Genomic DNA, 18,286 nt, shown 5'->3' with positions numbered 1-18,286 from the left:
AAGTTAACTGTTTTTGAAAGGCCGTTTTTGCTATATCTAACAGTCTGTTGTACAAAGAAGATTTTGCATGGATGAAAAAAACAAACCTTGTTGAGGTTAAATTGAGATTGACTTTGTATTGTATAAGTATGAAATAAAAAGGAATCAGGTGATGTACAATGAAAAAGCATAAAATATGTAAAATCCTTCTTGTTATACTGGCAATTTTTTTATGTGTGGCTTTTTATGAATTGCTCGGAATCTGCGTTGCATATAAAAAGCAGCCGGAAGTGTCCAATACAACCAAAAAAGAAACAAAAAATGGGTCATGGAACGAATGCAGTGAAAATACAGAACGGGCAGTAATCATAGAAAAGAATCCAGAAGCACTTTTACAAAGAGTGCGTTTGATCAAGAATGCAAAAAAGGAAATTATTCTTTCTACTTTTGCATTTCAATCCGATGAAAGTGGAAAATTGATTTTAGGAGCACTGCATGATGCGGCAGACAGAGGTGTACATATTCGTCTGTTAGTAGATGGAATGGAGAGCTGGATTGATATGGAAGGAAATCCGTATTTCTATGGATTATCTTCCCATGAGAATGTTGAAATTAAACTGTATAATAAGGCCAATCCGTTGAAACCGTGGAAAATGATGGGTAGAATGCATGATAAATATTTGATTGCAGATGGAAAGAGATATATTCTTGGGGGAAGAAATACATACAATTATTTCCTGGGTGATTTTCCGGGACATAAGAACTATGACAGAGACGTGTTAGTGGTTTGCGATGAACCTGAGAAAGAAAATTCAGTTAACCAGTTGTCAGAGTATTTTGAAACCATATGGAATCAGGAAGACAGTGGTTATTTTCATAACAATAAAAAACTGGCAAATAGAAAATCTGTAAAGAACGCAGTTTTAGAGCTGCAGAACAACTATCAGAAATATTTTGAAGAGAATAAGGAAAGAATCTGCGAGACCAATTATACGGACGAAACTTTTGAGACAGAAAAGATTACATTAGTGTCAAATCCTATTCACACAGGTTCCAAAGAACCAGTAGTGTGGTATCAGTTGGGAGAATTGATGAAAAATGCAAAAAATCGTGTGAAGATCCACACGCCATATATTATCTGTAATGATATGATGTATAATACATGGGAGGAGATTGCAGAGAACGTTTCAGATTTTTCTATCATGACAAATTCAGTTGCGAATAATGGGAATCCATTTGGGGCTGCCGATTATGCGAAAAACAGAAATAGAATCTTAAGTACAGGAATTAATATCTGGGAATATGAAGGCGGTTATTCATACCACGGAAAAAGTATTCTGATTGACGATGATCTGTCTGTAATCGGTTCCTTTAATATGGACATGAGAAGTGCATATCTGGATACGGAACTGATGCTTGTAATTCGCAGTAAAGATATTAATAAACAGTTGGAAGAGGGCATGATGGAATATGAAAAAGTGTCCCGCCAGATATTAGAAGGCGGAACTTATAATGATCCATATCATGTAGAGCCAATCGAATTAACAAAGAAACGTCAGAGAAAAATATTTTTGGTACAGCATCTGCTTGGATGGGCAAGGTATCTGTTTTAATAAGGAGGAAGGAAAACGTGTTTCAAATATTGATTGTAGAAGATGATAAAGAATTAAGCCAGCTATTCCAAAAAGTGCTTGAGAAGAATGGATATCAAGTCAAAAGTGCATCGGATGGAGCACAGGCATTAGAAGTATTGGATAAGGAATATATTGATCTGATCATTTCTGATATTATGATGCCGGTTATGGATGGCTATGAACTGGTGTCAGAACTTCGTTCAGCAGGATATCAGATACCAGTGCTTATGATCACTGCGAAAGGTTCCTTTGATGATATGCGCCAGGGATTTCTTTCGGGAAGTGACGATTATATGGTAAAACCGGTAAATGTGAATGAAATGGTTTTAAGAGTCGTAGCACTGCTTCGCCGTGCACAGATACTGAATGAACACAAAATTGTGATCGGTTCAACAGAGTTTGATTATGATGCAATGACGGTTACAACTGATAAGGAAAGTTTTGTTTTGCCTAAAAAAGAATTCCTGCTTTTATATAAGCTTGCAGCTTCGCCAGGCAGAACATTTACAAAACAACAGTTGATGGATGAAGTATGGGGATACGAGACGGAGGCAGACCCACATACGATAGAGGTACATATAGGAAGAATCAGAGAGCGTTTTAAAGATAACCCTGATTTTGAAATCGTAACAATGCGTGGAATTGGATACAAGGTGGTGAAAAAATAATGGAACAAAAGAAAGAAAAAGGATTGCGGATCCGATCCTGTCTGACTGGTGCAATCTGGCTGGCACTTGTATTTTCAACAGTCATATCTGCTTTATTATTTGCTTTTTTGAATCATTTTTTTAATCTGCCGGGCAGCATACCTGTGCTTGGCTGGCTTTTGATTTTCAATACATTGATTGCAGGGCTGATCACTTCCTTTATCAATGCAAAGTTACTGGAACCAATTACCAGACTTAGTAAAGCAATGAAGGAAGTTTCTCAGGGAGATTTTGAACAGCATTTGGAAACGAACAGCCGTATAGCAGAAGTTGGAGAATCTTATCAAAGTTTTAACGTTATGACAAAAGAACTTCGTGCAACAGAGGTGCTGCAGATGGATTTTGTATCTAATGTTTCTCATGAGTTTAAGACCCCGATTAATGCCATTGAAGGATATACAATGCTACTTCAGGGAGAAGAACTGTCTCCGGATCAAGAGGAATATGTAGAAAAAATCTTATTTAACACCCAAAGACTTTCCGGATTGGTTGGTAATATTTTGCTGTTATCCAAGTTAGAGAATCAGAATATACCAATGAAAAAAACAGAATATCGTCTGGATGAACAGATCCGCCAGGCATTTCTTTCATTGGAAACAAAATGGACAGAAAAAGAAATTGGTTTTCAGGTAGAATTGGAGGAAGTTAAATATACTGGGAATGAAGGACTTTTTATGCATATCTGGATAAATCTTTTGGATAATGCGATTAAGTTCAGCCCTTCAAAGGGGACAATTACGATGTTTCTGAAACAAGAACAGGATTCTGTTAAGTTCATTCTGGAAGATGAAGGACCCGGAATAGAGGATGATGTAAAATCCAGAATATTTGACAAGTTCTATCAGGTAGATGGATCTCATAAAGCAGAAGGAAATGGCCTAGGTCTTGCACTTGTAAAACGGATTGTAGATAGTGCCGGAGGAACAATCAAAGCAGAAAACCGTGAATATGGTGGATGCAGATTTGTTATAGAGCTGCCAAAGCAGAAAGATGAGATTATATAGTTTTAAGATAAATTAGAAGATGGGAGGATTTATATGACATTTTATCAGGAGTTGCAGTTAAATCAGGCAGGTTCTAAAAACCTGTTGAAAAAGAGTGAAACACTAAAAGAAAAATTATATCATATGTGGGTATATCTGGTGAAGATAGCTGTTACAATGGCATTTTGTTTTTTCTTTGTTAGTATTTTCCGCATCCTATTTGGAAATGAGAACAGCATTGTAGGTGTAGTAGTCTTATTATGTCTCATGGTGTTTAGAAATGCGGATCTGGGGATCCACACCGGACAATCTACGATGCTTTTGGCTTTGTTCTTTGTAATTATGACTGTATGTCCGCATTTAGCAAATCAGTTTTCACCGGTATTGGGAATGCTGTTAAATATTGCGGCACTGGCTGTGTTGATTCTGTTCGGATGCCATAATCCATTCATGTTTAATCAATCTACATTGGTTCTTGGGTATCTGCTGCTATATGGTTATGATGTTACGGGAAAAAGCTATCAGATGCGATTAGTCGGAATGGCTTTAGGTGCAGCACTTACCTGCTTCGTATTTTATCGAAATCATAAAAACAGAACTTATAAAAGAAATCTGAAAGATCTGATACAAGAATTTGATATCACTTCTTCCAGAACAAAATGGCAGATATGTCAGATTTTATGCGTACCGATTGTCCTTTGCATTGCAGAACTTTGTAATATGCCACGTGCAATGTGGGCTGGTATTGCGGCCATGTCCGCGATTTTGCCGTTTATGGAAGATATGCACTACAGAGTCCGTAAAAGGATTGTCGGAAATATTGCAGGTGTTATATGTTTTACAGTATTATATTTTCTGCTTCCTTCGTCAATCTATGCATATATAGGAATTCTTGGTGGAATCGGTGTAGGATTTTCAGCACAATATGGCTGGCAGGCAGTATTTAACACATTTGGTGCTTTAGCCATTGCTGCAGAGACTTATGGACTACAAGGAGCGGTTAGTCTTAGAGTGATTCAAAATGTTTTTGGTGTTGTGTTTGCTTTAGCATTTTGTGTTATATTTTATTGGTTTATGTCTAAAAAAAAGGAAAGTGAGATGACCGTACATGCAGAGTGAAGTGAATCAGGAAGAAAATTTGAATAGAATTATTACGGTTCCTAATCTTCTTTCTTTTTTTCGGCTTTGTCTGATTCCGGTAATTATATGGAGTTATTGTGTAAAGAAAAATCCTCTGTTAGCTGGTGAAATCTTATTGCTGTCTGGTCTTACGGATCTTGCTGATGGATATATCGCAAGAAGATTCCATAGGATTAGTAATTTAGGAAAAATACTTGATCCGGTGGCTGATAAGCTGACACAGGCAGCGATGTTAATCTGTCTGTTTACTCGTTTTCCGCATGTGCTTCTTTTAATCGTAATAATGGCAGGTAAGGAGCTGTATATGGTAGTCAGTGGATGTCTTGTGATACGAAAGACAGGAAAAGTACATGGTGCAGACTGGCATGGAAAGATAGTAACCTTTTTATTATATGGAACTGCAGCGGTGCATATTATATGGTTCCACATTACACCGATGGTATCAGATCTGTTGATTGGTTTGTGCGCTATAATGATGGTCATATCGGTCGCTCTGTATATTATCCAGAATACCAGGACTCTTAAGGAAGAGACTGTATAAGCAATTTTATATTACAATGACTAGAAAAATATTTAGGAAGATAAGCGGGAATCCTCGGTAATTCAATTGCCGAGATGAAAGCGTAAACTGTGCATATCTGCACATTATAAGTAAAATATATTTATTTTTTTACTAAAAAATGCTGTATCCAGCTTTATTAAAAAAGAAAATATGTTCGGCATTTTATTGTGATATTCTTAATACTATGCTATACTATATGTATGAAGGAGAATCTTATACATTACCGCACTTGTGTGTGCAATATTAATTACCATATGGTATGGTCAGTGAAATACTGGCGGAAGATATTGAATGCGGAGATTGAAGCATATCTTCAGGAGCTGGTGCAGGAGATCGCAGCGGATAAAGGTTTTACCGTCCATTTGTTTGAATGCGGGGAAGGAGACCATGTGCACTGTTTTGTGTCTGCTCCTCCCAAATTATCCATAACTGCGATCGTGAAATATCTGAAAGGGATCACCGGCAGGAAATTATTCGAACGTTTTCCGGAAATAAGAGAACAGCTTTGGAAAGGAGAGCTGTGGAACCATTCCTATTATGTGGAAACGGTCGGGTCTGTGTCGGAAGAAAACATCCGCAGATATATTGAGCATCAGAGTAAAGTTTATTGAGATCATAGAGGTGGGAAATGCTGCTGTCAAAGAAAACATCCATAAAGGTCAGTCAGGAATATGCAAACGTCATCGGACATATGTGTTATGCGGCATCCAAGCTCTGGAATGTCTGTAATTACGAACGTCAGCATTACAAAGAAATGGGAATGGAGAAATACCCGGACTGGTATTATCAGAAAAAATCCCATAGAGAGGATCTGTGGTATAAACAGCTTCCATCTCAGACAGCCCAGGAAGTCTGCAAGCTGCTGGATAAAGCATGGAAATCTTTTTACGCCTTGAAAAGATCCGGAGGGATTGAGAATCCCAGACCACCGCGGTTTAAACAGGAAAGTATCCCCATTACCTATATGCAGATGGGAATTGTACATGAATGGGACACAGAAAAAGTCCGTCTGTCCCTTCCAAAAGCATTAAAAAGATATATGGAAGAAACGTATCAGATCCATGAGAACTTTCTTTATCTTGAAAATAAGATTTTCAGGGGCATGGATCAGATCAAACAGTTGCGGATCTACCCACCGGAAAAAGGTGAATGTAAAGTTATTGTTGTTTATGAGATTTCAGAGAGGGAAGAACTTTCGCAGAATGGACACTATCTGTCAGTTGATCTGGGACTTCATAATCTTATGACATGCTATGATTCCGGGAATGGGAATACATTTATCCTGGGCAGAAGATATCTTGCATTGGAAAGATATTTTCATAAAGAGATTGCAAGGGTGCAGGCACAATGGTATGGACAGCAGTCTGTGAAGGAAATAAAACATCCAGTCACATCAAAACATATTCGCAGATTATATCAGAAAAAGCAGAACTCGGTAACGGATTATCTGCACAAGATCACAAGATACTTTGCAAAATACTGCCGTGAACAGGGAATTACCTGTGTTGTGGCAGGGGATATCCGGAATATCCGGAAAGGAAAAGACCTGGGACACAGAACAAACCAGAAGTTCCACAATCTGCCGTATAACAGGCTCTATAGCATGATGGAATATAAGCTTAAGATGTACGGGATCCGTTTTGTAAGACAGGAAGAAAGCTATACCAGCCAGTGCAGTCCGCTGTCACCAGAGGTGGAAAAAAGATATGCACAGCCATGCAACCGAAAACAAAGGGGACTGTACAGGGACAGAAACCGGAAGTATAACGCAGATGCTGTAGGTGCATATAACATCCTGAGAAAATATCTCTCCGTATCCGGAGAGAAAAAGGAACTGTCCGTAACCGGACTAAAAACGCCAGAAATAATAAAAGTAGCTGTATAGCTCTAAAGAGCAAACAGTAGTGGTGTCATGGACGCACCCTGAAAAGGCGGTATCCCGCCTTAATTCAGATGCTCTGGTAACTCAGTTGCCGAGTAGTTCACATAGAAAATAAATCATTATAAAAAGATCCTGTTCATACTATGATATATGCGATGATTATGGAGATAACAATTATGACTGCCAGTATGGAAAGCCAGAAATAATCTATAATTCTTTGATTGCAAGGTATTTTGTTGTATTGCGTGTCTTGGTCAGGTTCACCTCCTCTCTATTTCGTCGAGTTTTTTAAGAAATCAATCTCCATTTGTTGCTGCTGTGTTTGAGCTTTTAGTAGTCGGTTTTCAGCTTTCAACTTCTCAATATCTGATAATTGAGAAATCGCTTTGTTCTTACCTCGTCGATCATATAATCCTTCGATTCCTTTATCTTTATATTTTCTAACCTATGCATAAACTTGTCCGTAGGAGCAACCATATTTATTCGCTGTAGAAGAATAATTACATCCCGTGTTCAAGGCTTTGCGGTATTTTTTCGGATTTCAATGTGTCAAACTCCCGTGTTTATGAAAGTTGTGTTTTTCTTGGCAATATGTTACAATTACTCCATATAAATTTATAACTTTTCTAGACAGAAAGTAAAAGGGGAACGTCATGAAGTGTATTAAAACAACGGACGCGGTAGGACATGTACTGTGCCATGATATTACCAGAATTGTGAAGGATGTGGTAAAAGATACAGCCTTTCGTAAAGGACATATTGTACAGGAAGAAGATATTCCGGTTTTGCTATCTCTGGGAAAAGACCATCTTTATGTGTGGGAGAAGGATGAAAATACTTTGCATGAAAATGAAGCAGCGCAGATTCTGTGTGATGTGTGCATCAATGAGAATATGCATCCAACGGATGTAAAAGAAGGAAAAATTGAGTTGATTGCAGATTGTGACGGAGTATTTCAGGTGGATGTGCCGAGGCTGGATGCTATTAATGAGATCGATGAGATTATGATTGCCACCCGTCATACAAATTTCCCGGTAAAAAAAGGTGACCGTCTTTTAGGAACCCGTGTGATTCCGCTGGTGATTGCAAAAGAAAAAATGGATTTGGTGAAGAAAACAGCAGGAGAAAAACCGCTGGTATCGCTGGCACCTTATAAGAAACGGAAGGTAGGAATTGTAACCACCGGAAATGAAGTATTTTATGGAAGAATTAAGGATACTTTCACACCGGTAATCATCGAAAAAATGAAATCTTACGGTGCTGAAATTCACGGACATATTCTGTGCAATGATGATATGGAAAAAATCACTGCCGCTATTATGAAATTAAAAGAAGAAGGGGCAGATCTGATTGTCTGTACCGGTGGTATGAGCGTGGATCCAGATGATAAGACACCGGGCGCGATCAAAAATACAGGAGCGAGAATCGTATCTTATGGTGCTCCGGTACTTCCGGGAGCGATGTTCCTGTTATCCTATCTGGAAGATGGCACACCGGTAATGGGACTGCCGGGATGTGTGATGTATGCAAAAGCCACCGTATTTGATCTTGTTCTGCCACGTATTATCGCAGGTATAGAAGTGACAAAAAAAGATCTGGCACATATGGGAAATGGCGGATTCTGTCTTGGCTGCAAAGAATGTCATTATCCGAACTGCAGCTTTGGAAAGGGCGTATAAGAGCAGGACAGGAGGAATAAGCATGGAAAAGCTTACGGTAGAGTAGGCACTGGAAGCACTGCTGGAACATACAAAAGTAATAGAGGAAACGGAAACTGTACCACTTTTGCAGGCATGTGGAAGAGTGTTGGCAAAGGATATGATTGCAGGATTTGATAACCCGCCGTTTGACAGATCACCTGTGGATGGTTATGCCTGCAAAGCGGAGGATATAACGGATGCATCAGAAAGTCATCCGGTACAGTTGACGGTATTGGAAGAGATTGATGCGGGGCAGTATTCCAGAGTCACAGTGGAAAAGGGGGCAGGCGGTTCGGATTATGACAGGCGCAGCTATTCCGAAAGGCTGTGACTGCTGTGTCCGTCAGGAGGATACAGATTATGGAGAAGAGACTGTCAGAATCTTCCGTCCGACCGGACAGTGGCAGAATTACTGTTATCAGGGAGAGAATTTTAAAAATGGAACGGTTCTTTTGAAAAAGGGTGACAAAATCGGATTTATTGAAGCAGGTATACTGGCCAGTATGGGAGTCATAAAAGTGAAGGTTTATCGTCGGGTAAGAGCAGCTGTTCTGACTATCGGAGATGAAGTAATGGCACCCGGAAAAAGATTGATTCCGGGGAAGATTTATGATTGTAATCAGGGACTTCTGGCGGTTCGCATGAAAGAATTTGGTGCAGAACTGGTGGAAGTGGCAGCCATAGAGGATCGCCCGCAGGCTATGACAGCAGCAGGCGAAGTCATGGCTCTGGACTGGGGAATTACATTGCAGTGTGATACCACAGGAAAAGAAGACGCCAGCAGTGTAGGAGTGCGAAGTCACTTTATACATCCGGTACTACCGGAAGCAGATGGCACAACGAAAAACGTATTTCCATGTAAAGTGGAAAGAGTGATTGAGGACGTGTTTTCGTATATCTTGATCGTATCTACGAAAGAAGAAGCCAGGATTCGCGTAGATGTGACGAAAGAACAATGGCAGCAGTACCAAAAGCATATTTCTGGAAATAAGATATGGATTGGGATAGATGAAAAAGATGTGATGTTATTAAAATAAATGAAAGAATCACCGTATCAAGGTTGAGGTAATCTATGATACGGTGATTCTTTCGTGAAAAATGCGAAAAAGCTTTCAATATCCAGTTCCGGTGGTTTAATATGCGGTTGTCAAACATTATTTCGTAAATACTTTCATTCGATCCCTTCTGGCTGCACAGATCAGGGTCAGGTGATATTTTTTTGCAAGATCAATTGCTTCAGAAGTAGGAGAAGCCTTGCTGGAGAGAATTGGAATCCCTGCATGGATGACCTTTAAAGTCATATCAGTAGGTATTCTGCCGCTGGAATATACCATACATTGATGCAGGTCAATATTGTGCCGCAGAGCGTAGCCGATCACTTTATCCAAAGCATTGTGCCGTCCGATATCTTCGCAGGAAAACAGAATGTGATCTTTTTGAGCGAGAATGCAGCTATGTGTGGCAAAGGTAATGCCATGGAGAGGAGAACCATCCGCAAAGGCATCCGCCATATGAAAGATCCATTCTGGTTTCCAGAAAATCGGTGTAAGTGACTGCGGCTCTTTGGATGTAACAAAGTAATCATTTAAAATATGATTGCCGGTACAGCAGGTAGGAGTTACTTCTACAAAGGCATCCGATGAGGATTGTGTGCTGCGTGCCGAATTTTTTAAATAGACTTTTGCACGTTTTCCATATTCACAGATATAGATATGATCTACATCTTCGGAAGACGTGATGATTTGTTCTGTCAGCAATCTTCCAAGAACCAGTTCAGTCAGATGCTGGGGCAGGCAAACAAGTTTCATAGTCAGATGATCATTTATATAGACATCCATCATATGTTCGTTCAATATTTCTTCTTGTTCCGTACGGGATTCTCCATTTCTTCCGATATATTGATATGTTTTTGTCTCTAGCAGAGACAGATTTTGTTATTGTTCGTTAATATACATAATTTCTCCAATTGAAAAAACAATTCTTTTATCATGTTTACTATGTGGTATACTAGATCTAGTATAACGGACATCTCTTTATTTCGAAAGAGTGAATTGAGGGATGAAGGAGGAAATAAAATGGGAAAGATTATGGCGGTAAATATCAGTGAGAAGAAAGGTACACAGAAAAAGAATGTACATAGTGCCAGACTGATGGAAGAATTTGGAATCGAGAAGGACGCCCATGCCGGCAAGTGGCATCGCCAGGTGAGTCTTCTTTCTTATGAAAAAATAGAAGAATTCAAGGCAAAGGGAGCACCGATCGAAGACGGAGCATTTGGAGAAAACCTGATTGTAAGTGGATACGATCTGAAGGCATTGCCGGTTGGCACCAGACTTCGCAGCGGAGAGGTATTATTAGAAGTGACACAGATCGGGAAAAAATGTCATAGTGGATGTGAGATTTATAAAATTATGGGTGACTGTATTATGCCAAGAGAAGGTATCTTTACCAGAGTACTTCATGGTGGCGTATTGACAGAAGGCGATGAAATTGTGATAGAGAAGGCAGCAGGTGAGGCAGATGGAGAATAAGCTGAATCATTTTGATCAGAAGGGTAACGCTGTTATGGTGGATGTGTCCGGAAAGATACCGACATCCAGAACAGCAGTAGCAAAAGGCAAGATTTGTGTCTGTCAGGCTGTGATGGATGCAGTGAAACAGGGGACTGTGAAAATAGGAGATGTACTTGGAGTAGCAAGAGTGGCTGGCATTATGGCGGTAAAACAGACATCTCATCTGATTCCGATGTGTCATCCGCTGATGATTTAGAAGTGTTCGGTAGATTTTGAACTGGATGAAGAAAATCTTGAAATTACGGCAATCTGTACAGCCAAAATGGAAGGTCAGACCGGTGTGGAGATGGAGGCGCTTACTGGTGTGAATGTGGCACTTTTGACAATTTATGACATGTGTAAGGCAATTGACAAGTCCATGGAGCTGACGGACATTCATCTGGTAGAAAAAAGCGGAGGAAAAAGCGGGTTATATCGAAACCCGAAAGAATAGTATGAAGGATAGATTTGGAAGAGAGATTGACTATCTGCGGATATCCATTACAGATCGATGTAATCTCAGGTGCGTCTATTGTATGCCGGAAAATGGAGTTGTGCAGATCCCGCATGAAGAAATTCTGACTTATGATGAGATTACCAGAATCAGCAGATGTATGACTGGTTTAGGTATACGTAAGATCAAACTGACCGGAGGAGAACCGTTAATTAGAAAGAATTGTGCCACACTGGTTCGAATGTTAAAAGAACTTCCTGGCATCGAAAAAGTGACATTAACGACCAATGGTGTATTGCTCGAAGAACAGATAGCAGATCTGGCAGAAGCGGGGCTTGATGATATAAATATCAGTCTGGATACTTTAAATGCAGCAGAGTTTGCAAAGGTAACCAGGAGAGAAAGTCTGGATCGGGTGCTGGAGGGAATCCAGGCGGCATTACAGTATCCGCAGATTGGATTGAAGATTAATTGTGTGCCGGTAGTGGAAGAGCAGGAAAATCTGGTATCGATAGCGAGACTTGCAAAGCAATATCCGATTCATGTTCGTTTCATTGAAATGATGCCGATTGGATATGGAAAGGATTTTCAGTTTCGGGGAGAAAGTGAAATATGCGAAATATTAGAGAAAGCATATGGAAGAATGACTCCAATAAAAGAACGATATGGGAATGGACCGTGTCATTATTATAAAATAGAAGAATTTCAGGGTAAAATAGGATTTATCAGTGCGATGACGCATAAGTTTTGCGACCAGTGTAATCGTGTGCGTATGACAGCAGAAGGATTTTTAAAAGCCTGTCTGCAATATCAGACTGGAACGGATTTGAAGAATTTGATGCGTTCAGGATGCACAGATGATGAACTGACAGAGGCAATACAGAAAGTAATATGGGAAAAACCGGTCAGTCATCATTTTACATCGGAAGAGATTGAGACAGATGAATGTAAATTAATGTCCCAGATAGGAGGATAAGGAATTATGAAAGCTGCGATTATCACATCCAGTGATTCCGGATATGCAGGAGAGAGAGAAGATAAAAGTGGTTCGGTAATCCAGGAAATTTTGGAAGCGAACGATTACGAAGTGGTGCATACCATTCTTTTGCCGGATGACAGAAAGATGCTGGCAGATGAGATGGCTCGTATAGCAGATGAGGGAATAGCAGAGCTGATTGTAACTACGGGTGGAACCGGATTTTCGCCGAGAGACTGTATGCCGGAGGCAACAAAGGATATTATAGAACGTGAAGTGCCGGGGATTCCGGAAGCAATGAGAGCATATAGTATGACGATTACACCAAGAGCTATGCTCAGTCGTGCAGCAGCAGGTATTCGAAAAGGAACACTGATCGTGAATCTGCCGGGAAGCCCGAAAGCAGTCAGAGAAAGTCTGGAATATATTATTCCAGCGCTGGAACATGGATTACAGATCCTGACCGGGGAGGCAACGAACTGTGCCAGAAAATAATCGGAAAATGCAGACTGATATATCTGAATTAGAAAACGGTCAGTTGGCAGAACAGCAATTGCCATCAGATTTTACGCTGGTAGTCCTGGCAGGTGGTGCCAGCAGCCATATGGGAAGGGAGAAGTCAGATCTGCTTTTAGATGGACAGACATTTTTGGAGATACAGATCGGAAAAGGATGTCAGTTGGGAGCAAAACAGATCTTAATTTCTGGATATCGTGGAACACAGTGTGGGGAAGAGATTGTGCCGGATCGAATTTCCGGTCAGGGTCCACTTGGCGGTCTGGAGAGCTGTTTTCGAAGGGCAAAGACAGAAAAATGCCTGGTGCTGGGGGTAGATACGCCGCTGGTACCTGTGGAAGAACTTCAAAATCTGTTGAAGTTCGCAATGGAAAAAGCCGACCAACCGGTGACTATGCTGTGTCATAATGGAAAAGAAGAATCGCTGATAGCGGTATATGATGCCAGACTTTATAAAGAGATCACAGATTTTCTGGAATCAGGAAAATCATCGGTGTATCGTTTTTTAAATACAGTGGGATATTCCCTATACCATACCAGTGCACCGGAAAACTATTTTCAGAATATCAATGATCCGGAAATCTATAAGAAAGTCTGCACGGAATGCGAAATTGCTGATATTTTCACAAAGGAATCCGTTAAACTATAGATTTTTAAATACTGTAGGAATTTTTGTTTGTTATACGGAAATCCAATGAGGGATATTTTCAGAATATTAACGATTCTGATACATATTTAAAGACTGAAGGGTATCTCGTAAAATAGCATAATACAGAAGGCGTATAGGATTATGAAAGGCTTTCGATTAGGTTTTAAATGATTTTTCGGATAATAGCACTTCCATGCAGATCGCATACAGGATCTGCAAACAGGTGGTGTTTCAGGCAGAATTCGTCTACAGCTTTGTTACATCCGGAAAACTGGGTACTGTATACGTCATGGATCAGGAGAACTCCGCCGATAGACAGACGTTCATAAAACAGAGGTAATGCAGCAGCAGTTGGAGCATAGAGATCTGCATCTAATGATACGAAACAGAAAGTTTCATCGGTAATATCGGAAAAAGTATCCGGAAACCATCCTTTATGGATGATCACATGTGATGGATCAGGCATGATGCGAAGAACAGAATCTACATCTGTAGAAGAAAAGTCACCTGTTTTAGCGCGAGACAGATGCCTGGAGGTTTCTACGGCAATATCTTTTTCTGAAAAGCCTTCAAAAGTATCAAAAAGATGTATTTTTCGATCTGGAAAGGCTGTACTGATCAGGCAAGAAAAATCACCCTGGAAAACACCAAGTTCTGCCACATCTCCAGGGATATTTTGTTGATGCATCTGTTCGGCTAAAAGGCGCATAACCGCAACCCGTGCATCGAACATGCGAAGTGCAGAAGGATCACAAAATGAACCGTGATAGCCCAAGTGCTCCATCTGCTGCATCATAGAACCACGCCGCTCTTCATCCAATACACCAAGAATAATCAGATCAGGAAGAAGAGCAGCGGCCTTTGATGGAGAACAGATTGGGATATTACCAATAAATTGTCCATGTTTGCGCGGATCATTATCGGCAAAGCACATGATCTGATAGGCATTTCCAAGAAGTCGGGCAGTCATCTGCCCAATCTGTCCGGCACCGAATATAATAGTTTTGTAGACATGTTTTGTCATCATTTCATAGCAGCCTTTCTTTCAGCTCGAACCTGAATCATTTGTCCTGTGATAGATATTGCGATTTCAGCAGGTGTTTCTGCTTTAATATTAAGTCCCACAGGCGTGATAATACGGTCTAATTCTCGCTCATCGATTCCATACTCTTCTACGAGACGATGAAATACACCAGCTCTTTTGGCGAGACTTCCAATGACGCCGATATAGCATGCAGGTGTGGCAAGAAGTTGTGCCTGCACAATCGTATCATAGGCATGACCTCGTGTCATGACACAGCAATAATCAGCATCTGTGATAGAAATGCTCTGATCCAGATGATCAAAATCGCAAAGGATTGTCTCCGCTGCATCCGGGAAAAGAGCAGGATCTGTAAATTCCGGACGGTCATCCAGAACGATGCAGTGAAAGTCAACACTTGCAAGTATTGGTACCAGCTTTTGTGAAACATGCCCGCCTCCAAATACATAGACAGTTCCGGATGTACCGATTTGTTCTGTAAACAGGTCACAGGTTTCATTGCGATGACGGCATGGTCTTGCAGATAAGGAAGATAAGATGGAAGAAGGAACATCAGCATTTCCAGTCAATCCATAGGATGCACTGTAAAGACTCATACCGGATGTAGCATGAAGATCACAGATCAGCCAGAAATCTTTTCGTTCTTTATATAATGTTTCAGCAGTTACTGCAAGTTCCATAATAATAGGGTCATTATGGTCCAGATACTGGAAAAATACGGTAACATCACCACCACAAATCATACCGATATTCTCAACATCTTTGCGATTCAACCGGAATTCATGTTCACAGGATTCTTTCTTTTCAAGAATATCAAGTGCCATAAGCTCTGCACGATATTCGACAGAACCTCCGCCTATGGTTCCGGCAACTCGGCCTTTTTTTCCAACCAACATACGGGAACCGGCACCTCTTGGCGTTGATCCTGAGGAAGCAACGATGGATGCAAGCACAAGGTCGTTTCCTTTTTGAAATTCTTGTTGTATGATCTGAAATAAAGTTCTCATATATAAAACACCTCCTGTAATTTTCTATAAGTCATATCGTCATGTGACAGATGGTCTGTATCATATTTTGCAGATCAAGAGCCTGTTTAAGCTGTCGTTCATGAGATTTCAAAGCTTCGGGACTGTTACACTTACACAGACTGTCCGCAAATCGTTTTTCGATGGTTACACGTTCGGTTTCCTGAATCAGTTTATCTGATAAAAAGACGATAGCCGCTTCATTCAGAAGTGTCTTCTGTAAACCATGATGTTGTGAAATAATCTGACTGATTTCAGTATAGCCTAATTGTAAGAAAAGATCACCACCTGTTTTGGTGTGATGTTTTTGAAGTCTGGCAATATCGTGAAGGAGTGCTCCGGAGCGAATCAGTTTTTTATTAAAAAAGTAACCATGAGATTCCAGCAGATCGCAGAAATGGCAAGCCAATTCAGTCACTGCATCACTGTGCGCTTGTACATGATGAGGAAGAGACACCGAATCGCGAAGCATCCGGCATAGTTCGTCATGCAAGTCAGGATGAGGCAGCAGGTAAGTCGAATCAGATAAGGCAACATGATCGTTATCGTCTGCGTTCAGATGATAATAGGAACCACATGGAAGACGAAAATACTGTCTGGCATGCTGTTTTGAATCAAGCAAATACAGATAAGAAGAAATTACATCTGTATGAGCAACAATCGCAATATCACCCTCAGAAGAACGAAGAATCTCATAAATTGCCTGCGAAAAACGCATGCCAGATGCGAAAGGAGTTTCTGCTCCTGGAATCGGGTAATCAGGATTCATTCCACGTGCTTCATATATGTCCGGCCATCTTTTGCGTATCTCATCAAATGAAAGACCATCCCATTCTCCCAGATTTCGTTCTGTTAAATCTGAGATAGTGATATGTGGAAGATCAGGTGTGATATGTGCAGCCGTTTCCATAGCTCTTGACAAAGGACTGCAGTAAACAGCAGTTATTTTATCATCCAGTTCTCCGTGAAGAAGGACTGACTGCAGATGTCCAAGCATAGATAAAGAAAAATCAGTCTGACCGATACAGTAAGAATGTTCATCTGGATATTGTGGTTTTCCGTGTCGAATAAGATAAAGATTACGCATTGAAAAATCCTCTGAAACACTTTTCAAATATTGCTTCGGAACAGGTACGTGTTTCCTCTGAAAAACGGGCATATCGCTTCAAAAATTCTTCTCCGTATGGTGTCAGCTCACTGTGACTGCCCTTTACACCGCCCTGACTTCGAATAATCAGCGGTTCATGAAGCTGAGATTCTAATGTATGGATCAGATTCCAGCTGGTGGAGTAGGAAATGTGCATGCGTTCGCAGGCATCACGAACAGATCCTGTTTCATGAATCAGTGTAAGCAGCGAATAAAGCTGTTCATCAAAGAAGACCTTTTCCCGTGCCAGCTGAATCTGAATCTCTGAACGGATCAGACTTTGATTGTGTGCACGAAGAAGTTCTACATAATCCTCTGGTGTATCCGCATCATGAATGATTCCAGGATCTTCTACATTTAAACAATACATGGGAGTTCCACAATGTTCTACAGCACCCTTCAGACCAGTGTTTCCATCATTGCTTAAAATGGACTCAATTAATGAGGAACGAATCAGGATCGGATGACCTGGAGTTCCGTTACAGACCGGAGTGACAAGAGGCTGTCCAAGAGAAAGCATTTGTGTAACGGTATGTGCTGTGAATAGTGGAACATCTACAGGTGTAAAGAGTACCGTATCCACTTTGTCTTTTAAATATTCCAGTCCAATCCTGACAGAATCAAACATATGAGTAGTTTCATAGTCCTCATTTCGAAGAAAAATAACATGATTGGAAGCAAGGTGGCGTTCCAGAGCATCCGCATTGTATCCGGTTACCACCACTATTTTAGAGATTCCGGCCTGCCGGAAGTTATTAATCACACGCTGCGCGATGGAAATGGATCCAAGCTGAAGCATGGGCTTGAAGTCTCCCATTCGTGACGATTTCCCTGCAGCTACGATGAGAGCACCTGTCTGCATCATAGATACCTCCTAAAAATAACATTGTACAAATTTGATATTATTATAGCATGAAAAGTGGGAATAAATAGTAAAATTTTTCGACAAAGTAATAAAACAATATAAAAAAGAACAAAAAATAGCCAACTAATAATTATTTACAATTTGTAAAACTGTACAAAATTATGATAACATGAAATTATACAAAATAATGTAAACAGGAGAACGTTTCCATGGATAAGATTTTTGAAATTACCGCAAAAGAAGTTACGATACAGGTAAAAGATGAGCGCACAGGAGAGCAATACAGTCGGACACTTCCGATTGATTATTATGAGAATGCGAATGTTTTAAAACTCAGCGGTGAGAATCTGGACGGAAGCAGTTCTTCCATTGTTTTCTATTCTGTCAGAGGAATGGAAAGACTTAAAGATCTGACGGGTAAGGGAGCCGATCATGATCCATGTGGAACACATAAGTCAGAAGATTTGTAACAT

20 protein-coding genes and 1 pseudogene are annotated in these 18,286 nt (G+C 40.3%); 16 read left to right on the top strand and 5 right to left on the bottom strand.

Annotated features, from left to right (window positions below; genetic code table 11):
* Positions 1–158: 158 nt before the first annotated feature.
* The 10 genes from CCC17_RS05010 to CCC17_RS04965 all read left to right on the top strand — a co-directional run bounded on the left by CCC17_RS05010 (position 159) and on the right by CCC17_RS04965 (position 9,624).
* Positions 159–1,592 (top strand): phospholipase D family protein, encoded by a 1,434-nt coding sequence (locus tag CCC17_RS05010; RefSeq protein WP_287082622.1) that lies wholly within the window; start codon positions 159–161, stop codon positions 1,590–1,592.
* Positions 1,571–2,281 (top strand): response regulator transcription factor, encoded by a 711-nt coding sequence (locus CCC17_RS05005; RefSeq protein WP_059086533.1) that lies wholly within the window; start codon positions 1,571–1,573, stop codon positions 2,279–2,281. The genes CCC17_RS05010 and CCC17_RS05005 overlap by 22 nt, the downstream gene beginning before the upstream one ends.
* A complete protein-coding gene (locus tag CCC17_RS05000) occupies positions 2,281–3,324 on the top strand; it encodes a HAMP domain-containing sensor histidine kinase (protein WP_005347239.1) in 1,044 nt (347 codons plus the stop codon). The genes CCC17_RS05005 and CCC17_RS05000 overlap by 1 nt, the downstream gene beginning before the upstream one ends.
* A gap of 33 nt (positions 3,325–3,357) precedes the next feature.
* Positions 3,358–4,422 carry an FUSC family protein gene (locus tag CCC17_RS04995; protein WP_287082621.1) on the top strand — a complete coding sequence of 355 codons (1,065 nt, stop codon included), beginning with the start codon at positions 3,358–3,360 and terminating at the stop codon, positions 4,420–4,422.
* On the top strand, positions 4,412–4,984 hold the full coding sequence (locus CCC17_RS04990; protein WP_055057096.1) for a CDP-alcohol phosphatidyltransferase family protein: 573 nt from the start codon (positions 4,412–4,414) through the stop codon (positions 4,982–4,984). Before CCC17_RS04995 ends, CCC17_RS04990 begins: the two co-directional genes overlap by 11 nt.
* A 221-nt stretch (positions 4,985–5,205) precedes the next feature.
* Positions 5,206–5,616, top strand: a complete 411-nt coding sequence (tnpA, locus tag CCC17_RS04985; protein WP_180211310.1) for an IS200/IS605 family transposase — start codon at positions 5,206–5,208, stop codon at positions 5,614–5,616.
* 17 nt (positions 5,617–5,633) lie between these two features.
* Entirely contained in the window at positions 5,634–6,890 is a 1,257-nt protein-coding gene (locus CCC17_RS04980; protein ID WP_015526510.1) for an RNA-guided endonuclease InsQ/TnpB family protein, read from the top strand.
* 650 nt (positions 6,891–7,540) lie between these two features.
* Positions 7,541–8,566: a molybdopterin-binding protein gene (locus CCC17_RS04975; protein ID WP_021650138.1), complete on the top strand. Its 1,026-nt coding sequence runs from the start codon at positions 7,541–7,543 to the stop codon at positions 8,564–8,566.
* A gap of 49 nt (positions 8,567–8,615) precedes the next feature.
* Entirely contained in the window at positions 8,616–8,918 is a 303-nt protein-coding gene (locus CCC17_RS04970; protein WP_084449111.1) for a hypothetical protein, read from the top strand.
* Positions 8,887–9,624, top strand: a complete 738-nt coding sequence (locus CCC17_RS04965) for a molybdopterin-binding protein (protein WP_015526508.1) — start codon at positions 8,887–8,889, stop codon at positions 9,622–9,624. Before CCC17_RS04970 ends, CCC17_RS04965 begins: the two co-directional genes overlap by 32 nt.
* A 117-nt stretch (positions 9,625–9,741) precedes the next feature.
* Here the strand turns inward: CCC17_RS04965 and fdhD are convergent, their stop codons facing one another.
* A complete protein-coding gene (fdhD, locus tag CCC17_RS04960) occupies positions 9,742–10,440 on the bottom strand; it encodes a formate dehydrogenase accessory sulfurtransferase FdhD (protein ID WP_244091944.1) in 699 nt (232 codons plus the stop codon).
* 222 nt (positions 10,441–10,662) lie between these two features.
* Between fdhD and CCC17_RS04955 the strand changes: the two genes are divergently transcribed.
* From CCC17_RS04955 to mobA, 5 genes and pseudogenes are all read left to right on the top strand, one after another.
* Positions 10,663–11,118 carry an MOSC domain-containing protein gene (locus CCC17_RS04955; protein ID WP_015526506.1) on the top strand — a complete coding sequence of 152 codons (456 nt, stop codon included), beginning with the start codon at positions 10,663–10,665 and terminating at the stop codon, positions 11,116–11,118.
* Positions 11,108–11,593 (top strand): annotated as a pseudogene (gene moaC, locus CCC17_RS04950) (cyclic pyranopterin monophosphate synthase MoaC). Before CCC17_RS04955 ends, moaC begins: the two are co-directional and overlap by 11 nt.
* Before the next feature lies 1 nt (position 11,594).
* The gene (moaA, locus tag CCC17_RS04945; RefSeq protein ID WP_044960389.1) at positions 11,595–12,569 is read left to right on the top strand and encodes a GTP 3',8-cyclase MoaA; all 975 of its coding nucleotides are present in this window, start codon (positions 11,595–11,597) and stop codon (positions 12,567–12,569) included.
* 6 nt (positions 12,570–12,575) lie between these two features.
* A complete protein-coding gene (locus CCC17_RS04940; protein WP_021976150.1) occupies positions 12,576–13,064 on the top strand; it encodes a MogA/MoaB family molybdenum cofactor biosynthesis protein in 489 nt (162 codons plus the stop codon).
* Positions 13,051–13,734, top strand: a complete 684-nt coding sequence (gene mobA / locus CCC17_RS04935; RefSeq protein ID WP_114002737.1) for a molybdenum cofactor guanylyltransferase — start codon at positions 13,051–13,053, stop codon at positions 13,732–13,734. The genes CCC17_RS04940 and mobA overlap by 14 nt, the downstream gene beginning before the upstream one ends.
* Positions 13,735–13,897: 163 nt before the next feature.
* Here mobA and CCC17_RS04930 read toward each other — a convergent pair whose 3' ends face one another.
* The 4 genes from CCC17_RS04930 to CCC17_RS04915 are packed head-to-tail and all read right to left on the bottom strand — an operon-like array spanning position 13,898 to position 17,813.
* Positions 13,898–14,761, bottom strand: a complete 864-nt coding sequence (locus tag CCC17_RS04930) for a TylF/MycF/NovP-related O-methyltransferase (protein WP_015526501.1) — start codon at positions 14,759–14,761, stop codon at positions 13,898–13,900.
* On the bottom strand, positions 14,758–15,783 hold the full coding sequence (locus CCC17_RS04925) for an XdhC family protein (protein WP_015526500.1): 1,026 nt from the start codon (positions 15,781–15,783) through the stop codon (positions 14,758–14,760). Before CCC17_RS04925 ends, CCC17_RS04930 begins: the two co-directional genes overlap by 4 nt.
* 31 nt (positions 15,784–15,814) lie before the next feature.
* A complete protein-coding gene (locus tag CCC17_RS04920) occupies positions 15,815–16,888 on the bottom strand; it encodes a histidine phosphatase family protein (RefSeq protein ID WP_161209219.1) in 1,074 nt (357 codons plus the stop codon).
* Positions 16,881–17,813, bottom strand: a complete 933-nt coding sequence (locus CCC17_RS04915; RefSeq protein WP_021650129.1) for an NTP transferase domain-containing protein — start codon at positions 17,811–17,813, stop codon at positions 16,881–16,883. Before CCC17_RS04915 ends, CCC17_RS04920 begins: the two co-directional genes overlap by 8 nt.
* A 209-nt stretch (positions 17,814–18,022) precedes the next feature.
* Between CCC17_RS04915 and CCC17_RS04910 the strand changes: the two genes are divergently transcribed.
* Complete coding sequence (locus CCC17_RS04910; protein ID WP_015526497.1) at positions 18,023–18,283, top strand: hypothetical protein; 261 nt, start codon at positions 18,023–18,025, stop codon at positions 18,281–18,283.
* Positions 18,284–18,286 lie beyond the last annotated feature (3 nt).

The sequence above is a fragment of the Blautia sp. LMAG:36 genome, assembly GCF_008680535.1.
Lineage (GTDB): Bacteria > Bacillota > Clostridia > Lachnospirales > Lachnospiraceae > Blautia_A > Blautia_A fusiformis.
Note: the sequence above shows the minus strand (reverse complement) of the source record. Positions and strands in the feature narration are given on the sequence as shown.